This is a genomic window from Pantoea sp. MBLJ3 (genome assembly GCF_000816655.1).
Classification (GTDB): Bacteria; Pseudomonadota; Gammaproteobacteria; order Enterobacterales; family Enterobacteriaceae; genus Pantoea; species Pantoea eucalypti.
The window spans coordinates 373,745-390,266 of record NZ_JSUT01000005.1 but is presented as its reverse complement, the minus strand read 5'-3'; the positions used below and the strand labels follow the sequence as shown (position 1 = coordinate 390,266).

The window sequence follows — 16,522 nt, the reverse complement described above, 5'->3', positions numbered from 1 at the left end:
TTATGCTTAAAGTCTTCACGCATCATTTCACCTCCTGAGATGAAGAAGGTGTCTTAACCTGGCGCAGGTAAAAATGGCGAAACTAAGCCGCGTCACTAACGCACATAAAATAGGCGCGCAGCGGTATTATTATTAGTTTTTGAGTGTTTTAAGCTGTACAGACTTTCACACAAGGTAAAGGTTGTGACTGATTAACTTTTAGCGTAACCATGTTAAAAATCAATTTCAATGTACAGCTTTGGTTATGATTAAAACATTATTACATTAGCCATAACCGAAAATTCGTTTTCAGGTAATGCGCTTTGTCTTTGTTTTTTCATGTCAATTTATTGCTGACTGTTTCCATAAATGATGCGATGAGGCTTAAAACCACTGCGTCATTAACGTGAGGGCAATGACAGGAATTTTTTTAATTGTGTGATTCAGTCAGCATTTACAGGTGGTGCTGTTCTGCGTTTTTAACAGCAAGCCCTTGAAAAAAGGCAGGGAAATTTGAGTTAAGTACTCCCGGATGAGCGGTGGTCATACCAGGAAAGTTCTGGAAAAAATTTGCGATGCAACAAAAGTCGGTAAACTGCCGGTTTTGCCATTTATGCGATGTGACTGCACCACTTTTGACAAGAGGCGCAACGGCCACTGACTCGCGGCCAGTGCTACACTTTTCCGCTTTAACATTGATGAATCCGACCTATGACCGCACTGGACGCTTCACAACAACATAAACATCAAAGCCGCCTTAACTGGGGTACACGCACTATCTTTTTAATTAATGGCTTAGGGATGTCAGCCTGGGCTCCGCTGGTGCCGTTTGCCCGGGATCGTCTGCAGCTCAGTGGCGCGTCCCTGGGCGCCTTGCTGCTCTGTCTGGGTATTGGTTCGCTGGCGGCGATGCCGGTGACCGGCACGCTGGTGGCGCGTTTTGGCTGCCGTCGCGTGATGTGCGTCTCCACCCTGTTAGTACTGATGATGATGCCGCTGCTGGCGACAGCAGACTCTCATCTGGTGATGGCGGCTGCGCTAATGCTTTTTGGTGCCGGGCTGGGCATGCTGGATGTGGCGATGAATTATCAGGCGGTTCAGGTTGAGCAGGCTGCAGATAAACCGATGATGTCGGGCTTTCATGGTTTCTTCAGTCTTGGTGGTATTCTGGGCGCAGGAACCGTCAGCCTGTTGTTGAGCCGGGATTTCACTCCACTGACCGCTACGCTGGTGGTAATGGCAATAATGCTCTTGCTGCTGCTATGGCGATTGCCGGTCCTGATGAATGCGCGTCTGCATCAGCCCGATCAGCCCTGGCTGGTGATCCCACGTGGCTGGGTTGCGTTCCTTGGCCTGCTCTGCTTTATCCTTTTCCTGGCGGAAGGGGCCGTACTGGACTGGGGCGCGCTGCTGCTGCTGCAGAACCCGGCGATGTCACCCGCCTATGCCGGACTCGGCTATGCCGTCTTTTCCGTGGCGATGACGCTGGGCCGTTTTAGTGGCGACAAGATCATCCAGCGTTTTGGCCGCTATCCTGTGATGCTCTCCGGCGCCCTGACCGCCGCAGCGGGTATGTGTCTGGCCGTCTGGCTGCCGTGGCCGGAGATCGCTCTGCTGGCTTTCCTGCTGGTCGGCTTTGGTTTATCCAATACGGTGCCGATGTTGTTCAATGCTGCCGGGAATCAACAGGATATGCCTGCGAACCTGGCGATTTCTGCCATGACAACGCTGGGATATGCGGGTATTCTCTCAGGTCCGGCTTTAATCGGATTCATTTCGCAATGGATCAGCCTCAGCGGCGCATTTTTACTGATCGCCCTGTTGCTGTTAGCGGTAGCCGCCAGTGCGCGAAAAGTTGCGCGATAATTCAGGTACCTGACACGCTATGTTGTATAAGTTTCCACTGACCTCCGGCAATGTCACCCGCTTTTTTGTGGTTTTCAATCTGGTGCTCCTGCTGGCGCTGGGCTTTATGGTGCATAACTCGGTCAATGCCTGGCTGACCGGGAAACGCTATGCCATGGACGATCTGGCGCGTGACGTACAGAAACGTATTGATGCCTATCGCTTTGCCACCTGGCAGATATATGAAAACCTCTCAACCAGCGCAGCCGGTGCGCCACCTGGCAGTAACCTGCAGGAGACGCGGCTGCGTCCTGATGTCTATTATCTGGAAAAAACCCGGCGTAAAACGGAAGCACTGATTTTCGGCTCACATGACAGCAGTACGCTGGATATGACCATGCGGATGTCGAACTATCTCGACACGCTGTGGGGCGCGGAAAATCCCACGTGGTCGATGTACTTTTTAAATGGTCAGGACAACAGCCTGATTATGATTTCGACCCTGCCACTGAAAGATATGGCAACGCGCTATAAAGAGAGCGCCATCAGTTCAATGGTGGATAGCCGTCGCGCTGAGATGCTGCAGCAGGCCAATGCGCTGGATGAACGCGAGAGCTTCTCGCCACTGCGCCACCTCGCCTTCCAGAACGATCACTATTTCACGCTGCGCACCACCTTTAACCAGCCGGGCCATCTGGCCACTGTTGTCGCCTTTGATCTGCCGGTTAACGATATTGTTCCGCAGAACATGCCGCTGGAAAACTTCCAGCTGCGTCAGGACACCTCAATGCCTGCCAGCAGCAGTGAACAGCAGGATGTGGAAAATACCCGTGTCTCACTGGTTAATCCCAATATCGAGATTGCGGCCACCCTGCCAAGTACGCCGTTGCAGCTGGTTTATCAGGTGCCGATTACTCGCCTGATTATCGACAGCCTGCATAATCTGCTCTGGCCGCTCCTGATCAACCTGCTGCTGTTCCTGCTCTCGCTGGCGGGGATCGTGCTGCTGCGTCAGCAGTCACTGCGTCCCAGCGAAAACCAGAGCGCTGAACTCGATTCACTGCGGGTGCTGAATGAAGAGATTGTGGCCAGCCTTCCGGTCGGTCTGCTGGTGTATGACTTTGCCAGCAACCGTACTCTGCTGAGCAATAAGATTGCTGAACATCTTTTGCCTCACCTCAATCTGCAGAAGATCATTAATATGTCCGACCAGCATCAGGGCGTGCTGCAGGCCACCATCAACAACGAAGTGTATGAGATCCGTCACGCCCGCAGCGTGCTGTCGCCGCATACGCAGCTGTTTATGATGCGTGATCAGGATCGCGAACTGCTGGTTAACAAGAAATTGCAGAAAGCGCAGCAGGTGCTGGATCGCAATCATCAGATGCGCCAGCAGCTGCTGCATAATCTGGGCCATGCGCTGAATCAGCCACTGGAAAAAATGGTGGCGCAGCTGGTGCAGCTCAGCCAGCGTGATGCCGATGAAACCGTACTGGACCTGCTCGACGAGAGCCAGGGCCTGGCGCGACTGGTAGATGATATCGTGCTGCTGAACCGGCTTGAAGCACACGACTGGTCACCGGATGCGACCGTCTTCAACCTGCAGGAACTGCTGGATGAGATTGCGCTGGAAAGCCTGCCGTTGATGCGCCGCAAAGGGCTGTCGCTGGTGGTGAATAATCATCTGGCGAATGACGAGACGCGCTTTGGCGACCGTCGCGCCCTGCGCAAAGTCCTGACCACGTTGATGCACTACGCCCTGACCACGACCCGCTGGGGGAAAATTACCCTGGAAGTTAAGGCTGCGGAGAAGCAGGCCGACAGAGTGATCATCGAACTGGTGGATACCGGTGCGGGCCTGACGGTGGATGAACTGGCGAATGTCGACTTCCCGTTCCTGGGGGATACCAGCCAGGATCGTTACGGACAGGCCTCCGGCATGGCGTTCTTCCTGTGTAAGCAGCTCTGCAAGCAGATGGGTGGCAGTCTCGATATCGTGGCAAAAGCGGATATCGGCACGCGCTATAACATGCAACTGCCGCTGGTGCTGGAAGAGAAGCGTGAGGAAGAAGAGGAAAAAATTCTGGATGGCGTGACCGCGCTGGTGGAGATCACCGTGGAGGACGTACATAAAATCGTCTGCCGCCATCTGGAGAACTGGGGAGCGCGTTGTCTGACACCTGATGAGCGCATTTCCGGTCAGGATCACGATGTCATGGTGACCGACGATCCCTCGAAGCTTAGCGGCTGGGCACTGCTGCTGGCGGAAGATGAATTGGGTCATCATGCACTGAACGACCAGCAGTATCGGGTCAATTTCAATCTCAGTAATGCGATGCTGGATGCATTGCTGGCCCTGATTGAGAAACAACTGTCGCATGATGTGATGGATAACGACATGGAAGACGACGCGGCCACGCCATTAATGAGCGGCGGCTATTTCCAGCTGTTTACGGAGACAGTACCGGTTGATGTGAAGAGACTGTATACTGAGTCGGCGGAAAAGGACTACGCCTCGCTTGCTCAGACAGCGCATCGCCTAAAGGGCGTGTTTGCCATGCTCAATCTGACTCCCGGCAAACAGCTTTGTGAAGAGTTAGAACACCACATTAAAGCGTGTGACGATTCAAACATTACAAATACCACCAGTGATATTGACGCTTACGTCAATCAACTGCTGCAGCAAGGTAACCAATAAGATGAATAACTTAAACGTAATTATTGCCGATGACCATCCAATTGTCCTTTTCGGTATCCGAAAGTCTCTGGAACAAATTGAATGGGTCAACGTTGTAGGTGAGTTCGAAGACTCAACAGCACTGATCAATAATCTGTCCAAGCTTGATGCCAACGTCCTGATCACCGACCTCTCTATGCCAGGTGAGAAGTATGGCGATGGTATTACGCTGATTAAATATATTAAACGCCACTACCCGGATCTCTCGATTATTGTTCTGACCATGAACAATAACCCCGCGATTCTGAGTTCAGTCCTTGATCTCGATATCGAAGGGATTGTCCTGAAACAGGGCGCGCCTACCGATTTACCAAAAGCACTGGCTGCACTGCAGAAAGGCAAGAAATACACGCCAGAAAGCGTTGCGAAACTGCTGGAGAAGATCAGCGCGGGTGGTTATGGCGACAAGCGCCTGTCACCGAAAGAGAGTGAAGTGCTGCGTCTGTTTGCAGAAGGTTTCCTGGTAACCGAAATCGCCAAGAAACTGAACCGCAGTATCAAAACCATCAGTAGCCAGAAGAAATCAGCGATGATGAAACTGGGCGTGGATAACGATATCGCACTGCTTAACTACCTGTCCTCTGTCAGCCAGAGTCAGGTCGAAAGAGACTAAGTTCCTCCTGAAGCGGTGCAGCTGCACCGCTTCGCCTCTGCCCTTTCCTGCCCTATCCCCGCCGCGTTTTACGAACCCGTTCAGCATAGATTGCCAGCGTCACTTTCAGCACGTCTAACGTCACCGGCTTCGACAGACAGTTATCCATACCTGCATCCATACAACGCTGTTTCTCTTCTGCCAGCGCATTCGCCGTTACGCCCACAACCGGGAACAGATGGCCCAGCTGACGTAATCGCTGCGTCAGGCGATAACCATCCATGTTCGGCATATTCACGTCGGTGAGCACGATATCAATCTCATTACGACTCAGGACATTCAGGGCATCAACGCCATCCTGGGCCGTTTTCACCTGATAGCCCAGCGTGCCAAGCTGTTCAGACAGCAGCATGCGGTTAATAGGATGGTCATCGACGATCAGCACCATGATGTCATCGTTATGAACTTTCTCTTCTACCGGGGTGGCCAGCAGCAGCGCATCGGCGGCGTCATTGCCCAGTGCAATCCGGTAGATGCGTGCCAGCAGCGCCGGCACCTCGTGCAGTGTGGCGGTGGAGTGGATCCAGCGTCCCGGCTGACGTTCACGCGGCATATCGACATGGGATCCGTCAAACGTGACCAGTGCGCGAAGCGGTGCATCAGTCTCCAGTTCGTAATCCGTCATGACCACATCATCCGGGCCTGGCTTACCGTTATACTCCGCTACCTGAATGCCCTGCTGCTGAATCTGACGCGTGATAAACGCCGCAAGATACTCATTGCGCATCGCCAGCCAGATTCTCTTATCCTGTAAGTCCTCCAGCAGCATCAACGACGGCTTCTGTCCCTGGTAAATCGGAATACGCACAATAAACTGGCTGCCCATGCCTGGCTCTGAATCGACCTCGATGTCGCCATCCATCATATTGATCAGCTTTTCACAGATCGCCAGTCCCAGCCCGGTCCCCTGGAAATTACGCTGCACGCCATTTCCCACCTGGAAGAAAGGATCAAACAGGCGTGGAAGCTCTTTCGCCGGAATGCCGACACCGGTGTCACGAACGCGGAAAGCCAGATAGCCCTGTGCAACGTAGGCGTGCAGAATAATACAGCCGGTATGCGTAAACTTAATCGCGTTGTTAAGCAGGTTCGAGATCACCTGCTGCAGGCGCAACGGATCGCCGTCCAGCACCTGCGGAACGTCATGTTCGATAAAGCAGTAAAGCGTCAGCCGCTTCTTCACCACCAGCGACAGATAGTTGCCCACAATGTGCGTGACAATTTCGCGAGGGGCAAACGGACGTGGCTCAATTTTCAACTGCTCTGACTCGATTTTCGAGAAGTCGAGAATATCACTGATGATCTTCAGCAGCAGGCTGGAGGAGTTATTCATGGCCGTCACCAGCGAGTCGATACCGCTGGGTAGCTCTTTGGTCTGCAACAGATCGAGGTTACCGATAATGCCATAGAGCGGCGTGCGCAGTTCATGACTGACGGTGGCAAGGAACATCGATTTTGACTGGCTCGCCTGCTCTGCCGCGTGGGCCATCTCCTGCAGAGACTGCTCCATCCTTACGCGCGCCGAGACATCAACCAGCACACAAATCGCGACGTTCTCATTACGATAGCGCGAATGCACAAAGCTGATTTGCAGGTTGGTATTGCTGCCGGTCAGCACATCAACAAAGTTAACCTGCTGCCCGCCAATGATTTCATTCAGCCGAAGGCGGTCCTCCTGCGTCAGCAACGTCAGATAATTATGTGCCAGCTCATTACTCAGAATATTGGTGCCGTCGCTGGTGCGTAAGATACAGATCCCCACCGGCGCCGAGGCGACAATCTTACGGTTAAACTGCTCATGCTCTTCCAGACGATGTGCATTCTCCTCTGCCGGCAGGAACATCCGGCGCTCGAATACCCAGGCGAGAGTAAACAGGATAACGGCACTGAAAATATTGAGCAGCAGCGCATTGATGATCATCAGCTTGAGCTGATCCACCATGACATCGGTAGGTACTGACCACACCACATTCAGATCGGAGGGCGGAAGTGGCTTTTTCAGCACCAGCTGACGATACCCATTCAGGTAACCGAACCAGGTTTTATCATCAGGCAGATTGTCGAGCGAGAAGCCCAGGCCGCCGCGCCGCGAGTTAAGCAGTGGACGATAGTTCTCATCGGTAATCGACGCAATGATCGGCAGGCTGCCCGGCTGAATAAACTCATCCAGTCGGATATTTTGCTCAACACCCAGCAGTGCCTGTAACTTGTTCGCGACGTAAACCGGCACCACCATATAGAAAGTACCGACTCCAGGCTGAGCACTGCTGTTGATCCAGTACATCGGATTTCGGCGCTCTTCTTCACTGCTGTTGCGATAACGCAGCACATTCTCACGCAGCGATTTCAGGCTGCGTTCCCGATCAGCGTTGCTGCTGCCAATCGTAAAGTCGGCCAGACACTGACTCTCGCCACCGATAAAGAACACCCGATTCAGTTCATACGACGAGGCGAAGTTACTTTTCCAGTAATTGATGTAGTAGCTGAGAGAATCGAGCGAATTGCGCCAGGTATTGCTCATTGAGGTACAGTCGCCATCCGAAAAGAGTGGCGTAAACTGCGGCTGGGTTGTTTTGCCTGGCATCATGCCGGTCAGTACATCCAGGCCACTGCTGGCATTGGTTAAGCGGTTCTCGGTGATATATTTCAGTTCACGCACCATGTCCGCCGAATGGCGCACATACCACTGAATCGTGCCGTAGTTGCTGGCAAACTCCTGCCGAACCTGCGTCTCTTTATTATGCAGTACGCTGATAATATAAAACGCTGTCAGAACGGCGCCCAGCGTCCAGATTAGCAGCGCCAGCGCGCGGAAAAGGTAGCGCGAGATGCGAAGCGTAGTGCGGAAAGAGACAGGATATTTCAAAGGTGACTCGCAGTTGGCAAGGTTAGTCGCATCATCGATTTTTAATGCCCATACACTAGCTTTATCGGGCGAAAAAAGCCAGCCAGCCGCAGGTTTAGCGGAAAGTTTGGGAATCTTTTAAGACAGTGAAAGCGACACATTAACTCCAGCATCCAGTGGCCGCTTCTGCGCACTCAAACAAACAGACGCTCACAACATTGAAAAGCGACGCCGCCCCTCTGCCACCTCTGTCCTGCAACCCACTTAACGCGACGCCGCTGCCTGAACAAGAAAAACCTGCACTTCCCGAAGAGCAAAGCGTCCACGCCAGGGATGGCGTGGCCGATCCGCAGGGATGCGGGAATCCTTTGCGATCGGGCAGTGCGGGTCTTTCGACGGCTCCGATTTCGCAGCCATAAGCTCCCTGCTCCCTGCAATCCTCCCCATCACATCAAAAAAAACGGCAGGCCGGGTTTCCCCTGACCTGCCGTTTCTGCAACGAACCTCAGCTCACATCAGACAAATTATTCTTCGTCTTCAGCCGCGTCGTCTTCGTCTTCTGCATCCGCTTCCGGTGCAATCTCTTCATCGTCGATCTCTGCTTCTGGCGCGATATCATCCTCGCCTTCCGCTACGCTACCGTCGATTGAATCCAGCTCTTCTTCTTCAACCGGCTCGGCAACACGCTGCAGACCGACCACGTTCTCATCCTCTGCGGTACGAATCAGAATCACACCCTGGGTATTACGACCCACGACGCTCACTTCTGACACGCGGGTACGCACCAGCGTACCAGCATCGGTGATCATCATAATCTGATCGCCATCGACAACCTGAACCGCGCCAATCACCGGACCATTACGTTCGGTCACTTTGATAGAAATAACACCCTGCGTCGCACGCGACTTGGTCGGGTATTCGCTGTTGGCAGTACGCTTACCGTAACCATTCTGGGTCACGGTCATAATTGCACCCTCTTCACGCGGTACAATCAGCGAGACCACACGATCGCCTTCAGCCAGCCTGATGCCGCGAACGCCAGAGGCAGTACGACCCATCGCACGGACTGCGGTTTCTGCAAAGCGCACCACTTTACCGGCCGCTGAGAACAGCATCGCTTCGTCATTACCATTGGTCAGCGCCACACCGATCAGCTCATCATCGTCACGCAGGTTCACGGCAATAATACCGGCGCTGCGCGGACGGCTGAACTCTTTCAGCGCGGTCTTCTTCACGGTTCCCAGCGCGGTCGCCATAAAGATATTGAAGCCTTCGGTATACTCACGTACCGGCAGAATCGCTGTAATACGCTCGTTGGCTTCCAGCGGCAGCAGGTTCACGATAGGACGTCCCCGCGCACCACGACTCGCTTCCGGCAACTGATAAACCTTCATCCAGTAGAGACGACCACGGCTTGAGAAGCAGAGAATCGTGTCATGGGTATTGGCCACCAGCAGACGATCAATGAAGTCCTCTTCTTTAATACGTGCGGCTGACTTGCCTTTACCACCACGACGCTGCGCTTCATAGTCGGTCAGCGGCTGATACTTCACGTAGCCCTGATGCGACAATGTCACCACAACATCTTCCTGATTGATCAGGTCTTCGATATTAATATCAGCGGTATTGGCAGTAATCTCTGTGCGGCGCTCATCGCCGAACTGATCACGCATCAGCTCCAGCTCTTCGCGAATCACTTCCATCAGACGATCGGCGTCAGACAGAATGCGCAACAGCTCTGCGATCTGCTCCAGCAGACCTTTATACTCATCCAGCAGCTTCTCGTGCTCAAGACCGGTCAGTTTCTGCAGACGCAGATCCAGAATCGCCTGAGCCTGCTGCTCGGTAAGATAGTACTGACCGTCACGGATGCCGTACTGCGGATCCAGCCACTCCGGACGAGCGGCATCGTCGCCCGCACGTTCCAGCATCGCTGACACATTACCCAGATCCCACGCCTGCGCAATCAGACCCGCTTTCGCTTCTGCCGGGTTAGGTGCACGACGAATCAGCTCAATAATCGGATCGATATTCGCCAGCGCAATCGCCAGACCTTCCAGAATATGCGCACGGTCACGGGCTTTACGCAGTTCGAAAATAGTACGACGCGTCACGACTTCACGACGATGGCGAACGAAGGCGTCCAGAATCTCCTTCAGTGCCATAATCTTTGGCTGGCCCTGATGCAGCGCCACCATATTGATACCAAACGAGGTCTGCAGCTGGGTCAGTGAATAGAGATTATTCAGAACCACTTCGCCGACGGCATCGCGCTTGATCTCAATCACGATACGCATGCCGTCTTTATCAGACTCATCGCGCAGTGCGCTGATGCCTTCAACGCGCTTCTCTTTCACCAGCTCCGCAATCTTCTCAATCAGGCGTGCTTTGTTAACCTGATACGGAAGCTCATGAATGATGATGGTCTCGCGGCCCGTTTTCGCATCGGCTTCGACTTCGCCACGCGCACGGATATAAATTTTACCGCGACCGGTGCGGTACGCTTCTTCAATACCACGGCGACCATTGATGATGGCGGCTGTCGGGAAATCTGGCCCCGGAATGTGCTCCATCAACTCTTCGATGCTGATGTCTTCATTTTCAATATATGCCAGGCAGCCGTTAATCACTTCACGCAGGTTATGCGGTGGAATGTTGGTTGCCATACCCACGGCGATACCGGAAGAACCGTTCACCAGCAGGTTAGGGATTTTGGTTGGCAGAACTTCAGGGATCTGCTCAGTGCCGTCATAGTTCGGGACGAAATCGACGGTCTCTTTTTCCAGGTCAGCTAACAGGTCGTGGGCAATTTTCGACATGCGAATTTCGGTATAACGCATCGCCGCGGCGGAGTCGCCGTCGATGGAACCGAAGTTGCCTTGTCCGTCCACCAGCATGTAACGCAGGGAGAAAGGCTGGGCCATACGTACAATGGTGTCGTAAACGGCGGAATCACCATGCGGGTGATATTTACCGATAACGTCACCGACGACGCGGGCAGATTTTTTATAGGGTTTGTTCCAGTCGTTACCCAGTACACTCATCGCAAAAAGAACGCGACGGTGAACCGGCTTCAGGCCATCACGCACATCGGGTAAAGCTCGGCCAACGATGACCGACATGGCGTAACCGAGGTAAGAATTTTTTAATTCTTCTTCGATATTGACCGGTGTAATTTCTCTCGCAAGGTCGCTCATGGAGCCGCTATCCCTCTACTTAATCCCGGATTTTAAAGGTGCGAAAGTATATCACACTGCAATGCTCTGGTGAACGTTAACCACCGATTTCCCCCGCTTTTCATTGTCCCTGAAAGGTGTGCCAACTGCGGTTAAGCGTTTATACTGTGGGCACATTTTGTCAGGAGTTACGATTCAATGAATGCACAACCGCAGAATCATCAGCATAACGTCGATGCGCAGGAAATTGCCAAGTTTGAGGCCGTTGCCTCGCGCTGGTGGGATCTGGAGGGTGAATTTAAACCGTTGCACCGTATCAACCCGCTACGCCTGGGCTACATCGCGCAGCACAGCAACGGTCTGTTCGGTAAAACCGTGCTCGACGTCGGATGCGGCGGCGGCATTTTATCCGAAAGCATGGCGCGTGAAGGCGCCGTCGTGACCGGTCTGGATATGGGTGCGGAACCGCTGGCCGTGGCGCGCCTGCATGCTCTGGAGAGCGGCGTGACGCTGGACTATGTGCAACAGACCGTTGAAGAGCATGCCGATCAGAACGCCGGAAAGTATGATGTGGTGACCTGTATGGAGATGCTGGAGCACGTGCCGGATCCGCGCTCGGTGATTCACGCCTGTGCGAAGCTGGTCAAGCCCGGCGGCGAAGTCTTTTTCTCAACGCTGAACCGCAATCCAAAGGCCTGGCTGCTGGCGATTTTCGGCGCGGAATATGTGCTGCGCATGTTGCCGCGCGGCACCCATGATGTGAAGAAATTCATCCGCCCATCCGAACTGCTGGGCTGGGTCGATGAAACGCCCCTGCGTGAACGCCACATTATTGGCCTGCATTACAACCCGGTGACCAACCGCTTCAAACTGGCGCCCGGCACTGATGTGAATTATATGGTGCACACTCACCACGCGGGTTAAGTCATCTGCCCGCCTGAATCCGGGCGGGCACTTTTTCCTCTGCCTGCTCTTCCTGTCAAAGCGGTCAGTGCCCTCGCCTGGTGGCAGGCATTCCGATGGCTGCCAATAGGTTACGTCAGCCATGCCCGCATCCGCTCAACGTCGCGGCCCCCTGCTAGCGGCTTTTATCCATTTTTCACCCTTTTCTGGCTGAATCCTGAGGATTGAATAAGAAACACGCGCCCGATCATAATAAGAAAAAAAAGTGTGATCCGGTTGACATGTTGCCAGGCCTTACAAGGCGTGGGCTAAGAAATTTCGCAAGAATTACAACCCCTCCAGCCATCATTTTTTGCTCTTGTTAAGCGGCCGTAAAATACTAAAATATGCCCCCATGTAGTTATGACTTTTCTCTTCACCCCCTAGATGTAGTGTTTATCCACACATTATTCACAATGAATAGGCTGTGTATAAACCGGGATTTCTTTTAATTTTTGGATACTCACGCAAAGGTAAATACGCGACATGAACCAGAGTCTGCTCGTTACTAAACGCGATGGCCGCCAGGAGCGCATTGATCTCGACAAAATTCACCGTGTGCTGGACTGGGCAGCCGAAGGGCTGAACAACGTCTCAGTGTCACAGGTCGAGCTGCGTTCTCATATTCAGTTCTATGATGGAATCAGAACCTCTGATATTCATGAGACCATCATCAAGGCCGCAGCAGACCTCATCTCTCGCGATGCCCCTGACTATCAGTACCTGGCTGCCCGCCTGGCGATCTTCCACCTGCGCAAAAAAGCGTATGGTCAGTTTGAGCCGCCGAAGCTTTATGACCAGGTCGTTAAGATGGTCGACATGGGCAAATATGATCGCCACTTGCTGGAAGATTACAGCCAGGAAGAGTTCGCGCAGATGGACGAGTTCCTCGACCACTGGCGAGACATGAACTTCTCCTATGCCGCCGTGAAGCAGCTGGAAGGCAAATATCTGGTGCAGAACCGCGTCTCGGGTGAAATCTACGAGAGCGCGCAGTTCCTTTACATTCTGGTCGCGGCCTGCCTCTTCTCTGGCTACCCGCGCGACACGCGTATGGATTACATCAAGCGTTTCTATGATGCGATCTCGACGTTTAAAATCTCGCTGCCGACGCCAATCATGTCAGGCGTGCGAACCCCGACGCGTCAGTTCAGCTCCTGTGTGCTGATCGAGTGCGGCGACAGCCTGGACTCCATCAACGCCACCTCAAGCGCGATTGTGAAATATGTTTCTCAGCGTGCTGGTATCGGCATCAACGCCGGTCGTATCCGTGCGCTGGGCAGCCCGATTCGCGGGGGTGAAGCGTTCCACACCGGCTGTATCCCGTTCTACAAGCATTTCCAGACTGCGGTGAAGTCCTGTTCTCAGGGCGGCGTGCGTGGCGGTGCAGCAACGCTGTTCTACCCGATGTGGCATCTGGAAATCGAAAGCCTGCTGGTGCTGAAAAACAACCGTGGTGTTGAAGGCAACCGCGTGCGTCACATGGACTACGGTGTACAGCTCAACAAGCTGATGTATCAGCGCCTGCTGAAAGGCGAAGATATCACCCTGTTCAGCCCGTCTGACGTGCCAGGCCTGTATGATGCGTTCTTCGCCGATCAGGATGAGTTCGAACGTCTCTACACCAAATATGAGCAGGATCAGAGCATCCGTAAGCAGCGTGTTAAAGCGGTCGATCTCTTCTCGCTGATGATGCAGGAACGTGCTTCAACCGGCCGTATCTACATTCAGAACGTCGATCACTGCAACACTCACAGCCCGTTTGATCCGCGCATCGCCCCGGTTCGCCAGTCTAACCTCTGCCTGGAAATCGCCCTGCCGACCAAACCGCTGGAAGATGTTAACGACGAAAACGGTGAGATTGCCCTGTGTACGCTTTCTGCGTTCAACCTCGGCGCCATCGAAAGCCTCGACGATCTGGAAGAGCTGGCTACCCTGGCCGTTCGTGCGCTGGATGCGCTGCTCGATTATCAGGATTACCCGATTCCGGCTGCGCAGCGTGGCGCAATGGGCCGTCGTACCCTGGGTATTGGCGTGATCAACTACGCCTACTATCTGGCGAAGCACGGTGTGCGCTACTCCGATGGCAGCGCCAATGGCCTGACGCACAAAACCTTTGAAGCCATTCAGTACTACCTGCTGAAAGCGTCCAATGAGCTGGCGAAAGAGCAAGGTGCCTGCCCGTGGTTCAATGAAACCACCTATGCACAGGGCATCATGCCGATCGACACCTACAAGAAAGATCTGGACGCGATCAGCAACGAACCGCTGCATCTCGACTGGGAAAGCCTGCGTGAAGAGATCAAAACGCACGGCCTGCGTAACTCGACCCTGTCTGCGCTGATGCCGTCTGAGACTTCGTCGCAGATCTCCAATGCCACCAACGGCATCGAGCCACCACGCGGTCACATCAGCATCAAAGCATCGAAAGATGGCATCCTGCGTCAGGTGGTGCCGGAGTATGAGCGTCTGAAAGATCAGTACGAACTGCTGTGGGAAATGCCGAACAATGACGGTTACCTGCAACTGGTGGGTCTGATGCAGAAATTCATCGACCAGGCGATTTCGTCTAACACCAACTACGATCCATCACGCTTTACTAACGGTAAAGTGCCGATGAAACAGCTGCTGAAAGATCTGCTGACCGCGTACAAGTTTGGCGTGAAAACGCTCTACTATCAGAACACCCGTGACGGTGCGGAAGATGCGCAGGATGACCTGGCACCTTCTATCCAGGATGATGGCTGCGAGAGCGGCGCCTGTAAAATCTAATGGTCAGGCGGGAGATTCTCCCGCCTCATTCATTTCACGAGGCCTGGCTTCGTCTACTTTTGGACAACTTTTATGGCTTACTCCACTTTCTCACAAAACAAAAATGATCAGCTGAAAGAGCCGATGTTTTTCGGTCAGTCCGTAAACGTGGCGCGCTTCGATCAGCAAAAATATGACATCTTTGAAAAGCTAATCGAAAAGCAGCTCTCCTTCTTCTGGCGTCCGGAAGAGGTTGATGTCTCACGCGACCGAATTGACTACCAGGCGCTGCCGGACCACGAGAAGCATATCTTTATCAGCAACCTGAAGTATCAGACACTGCTGGATTCCATTCAGGGTCGCAGCCCGAACGTCGCCCTGCTTCCGCTGATCTCGATTCCTGAGCTGGAAACCTGGATTGAAACCTGGGCGTTCTCCGAGACGATCCACTCGCGTTCTTACACCCATATCATCCGTAATATCGTTAACGATCCGGCGGTGGTATTCGACGATATCGTCACCAATGAGCAGATTCTGGCGCGTGCCCAGGATATCTCTCGCTATTACGACGATCTGATTGAGATGACCAACTACTGGCATCAGCTGGGCGAAGGCACGCATAAGGTCAACGACAAACAGGTTGTGGTCAGCCTGCGCGCCCTGAAGAAGCAGCTCTATATCTGCCTGATGAGCGTCAATGCGCTGGAAGCGATCCGTTTCTATGTCAGCTTCGCCTGTTCATTCGCTTTCGCCGAGCGTGAACTGATGGAAGGCAATGCCAAAATCATCAAACTGATCGCCCGCGATGAAGCGCTGCACCTGACCGGCACCCAGCATATGCTGAACCTGCTGCGCAGCGGCGAAGACGATCCGGAAATGAAAGAGATTGCGGCAGAGTGTCGTGAAGAGTGCTTCGAGCTGTTTAAGAAGGCAGCGCTGCAGGAGAAAGAGTGGGCGGAATATCTGTTCAGCGGCGGTTCAATGATCGGCCTGAACAAAGACATTCTCTGCCAGTACATTGAGTACATCACCAATATCCGTATGCAGGCAGTTGGCCTTGATCTGCCCTTCCAGACGCGCTCTAACCCGATCCCATGGATTAACTCCTGGCTGGTGTCTGACAACGTGCAGGTTGCGCCACAGGAAGTGGAAGTGAGCTCCTATCTGGTGGGTCAGATCGATTCTGAAGTAGGCGCTAACGACTTCGACGACTTCCAGCTTTAATCATGAGTCGCGACGTTGTTATTCTGCGCAGTTCCGGCGCCCGGCTGGAATGCGCAGAAGATCACCCCAATCTGCTCTCCCTGCTGGAAGCCAATAATCTCTGCGTGGAGTTTCAGTGCCGCGAAGGTTACTGCGGCTCCTGCCGGATGCGGCTGCTGAAAGGCGAAGTGCATTACCCACAGCGGCCGCTGGCCTTTGTGCAGCAGGATGAGATTCTGCCCTGCTGCTGCAAAGCTAAAGGCGAGATTGAGCTTGAGTTGTAGCTGAGGCTGAACAAGTCTGGCTTGATTTGCGGTTGGATCGAGTCAGCTTATTTATTGCTGTGAGAATGCTCCTGCAAAGGGTCATTCACAGTCACATACAAAACGGGC

At 53.5% G+C, this 16,522-nt stretch carries 9 protein-coding genes; 7 read left to right on the top strand and 2 right to left on the bottom strand.

What is annotated here, in order from left to right:
• The first annotated feature begins 690 nt into the window (after positions 1–690).
• The 3 genes from NP77_RS08360 to rcsB are packed head-to-tail and all read left to right on the top strand — an operon-like array spanning position 691 to position 5,174.
• A complete protein-coding gene (locus NP77_RS08360) occupies positions 691–1,845 on the top strand; it encodes an MFS transporter (RefSeq protein WP_003854200.1) in 1,155 nt (384 codons plus the stop codon).
• Between the two features lie 19 nt (positions 1,846–1,864).
• Positions 1,865–4,522 (top strand): phosphotransferase RcsD, encoded by a 2,658-nt coding sequence (rcsD, locus tag NP77_RS08355; protein ID WP_008926131.1) that lies wholly within the window; start codon positions 1,865–1,867, stop codon positions 4,520–4,522.
• A 1-nt stretch (position 4,523) separates the two neighbouring features.
• The gene (rcsB, locus tag NP77_RS08350; RefSeq protein WP_003854204.1) at positions 4,524–5,174 is read left to right on the top strand and encodes a response regulator transcription factor RcsB; all 651 of its coding nucleotides are present in this window, start codon (positions 4,524–4,526) and stop codon (positions 5,172–5,174) included.
• A gap of 52 nt (positions 5,175–5,226) precedes the next feature.
• Here rcsB and rcsC read toward each other — a convergent pair whose 3' ends face one another.
• Positions 5,227–8,079 carry a two-component system sensor histidine kinase RcsC gene (gene rcsC, locus NP77_RS08345; RefSeq protein ID WP_003854206.1) on the bottom strand — a complete coding sequence of 951 codons (2,853 nt, stop codon included), beginning with the start codon at positions 8,077–8,079 and terminating at the stop codon, positions 5,227–5,229.
• A gap of 503 nt (positions 8,080–8,582) precedes the next feature.
• A complete protein-coding gene (gyrA, locus tag NP77_RS08340) occupies positions 8,583–11,255 on the bottom strand; it encodes a DNA topoisomerase (ATP-hydrolyzing) subunit A (RefSeq protein WP_003854208.1) in 2,673 nt (890 codons plus the stop codon).
• Positions 11,256–11,432: 177 nt separating this feature from the next.
• Between gyrA and ubiG the strand changes: the two genes are divergently transcribed.
• The 4 genes from ubiG to yfaE all read left to right on the top strand — a co-directional run bounded on the left by ubiG (position 11,433) and on the right by yfaE (position 16,414).
• Positions 11,433–12,158, top strand: coding sequence for a bifunctional 2-polyprenyl-6-hydroxyphenol methylase/3-demethylubiquinol 3-O-methyltransferase UbiG (gene ubiG, locus NP77_RS08335; RefSeq protein WP_003854209.1), 726 nt, complete (start codon positions 11,433–11,435; stop codon positions 12,156–12,158).
• A 504-nt stretch (positions 12,159–12,662) separates the two neighbouring features.
• Entirely contained in the window at positions 12,663–14,948 is a 2,286-nt protein-coding gene (gene nrdA / locus NP77_RS08330; RefSeq protein WP_003854215.1) for a class 1a ribonucleoside-diphosphate reductase subunit alpha, read from the top strand.
• A gap of 72 nt (positions 14,949–15,020) precedes the next feature.
• Positions 15,021–16,151: a class Ia ribonucleoside-diphosphate reductase subunit beta gene (nrdB, locus tag NP77_RS08325; protein WP_003854217.1), complete on the top strand. Its 1,131-nt coding sequence runs from the start codon at positions 15,021–15,023 to the stop codon at positions 16,149–16,151.
• Between the two features lie 2 nt (positions 16,152–16,153).
• Positions 16,154–16,414, top strand: a complete 261-nt coding sequence (yfaE, locus tag NP77_RS08320) for a class I ribonucleotide reductase maintenance protein YfaE (protein WP_003854219.1) — start codon at positions 16,154–16,156, stop codon at positions 16,412–16,414.
• Positions 16,415–16,522: the final 108 nt, after the last annotated feature.

Coding starts and splice junctions, on each gene's coding strand:
- NP77_RS08360 (WP_003854200.1), top strand. CDS start 691: ATGACCGCACTGGACGCTTCACAACAACATAAACATCAAAGCCGCCTT.
- rcsD (WP_008926131.1), top strand. CDS start 1,865: ATGTTGTATAAGTTTCCACTGACCTCCGGCAATGTCACCCGCTTTTTT.
- rcsB (WP_003854204.1), top strand. CDS start 4,524: ATGAATAACTTAAACGTAATTATTGCCGATGACCATCCAATTGTCCTT.
- gyrA (WP_003854208.1), bottom strand. CDS start 11,255: ATGAGCGACCTTGCGAGAGAAATTACACCGGTCAATATCGAAGAAGAA.
- ubiG (WP_003854209.1), top strand. CDS start 11,433: ATGAATGCACAACCGCAGAATCATCAGCATAACGTCGATGCGCAGGAA.
- nrdA (WP_003854215.1), top strand. CDS start 12,663: ATGAACCAGAGTCTGCTCGTTACTAAACGCGATGGCCGCCAGGAGCGC.
- nrdB (WP_003854217.1), top strand. CDS start 15,021: ATGGCTTACTCCACTTTCTCACAAAACAAAAATGATCAGCTGAAAGAG.
- yfaE (WP_003854219.1), top strand. CDS start 16,154: ATGAGTCGCGACGTTGTTATTCTGCGCAGTTCCGGCGCCCGGCTGGAA.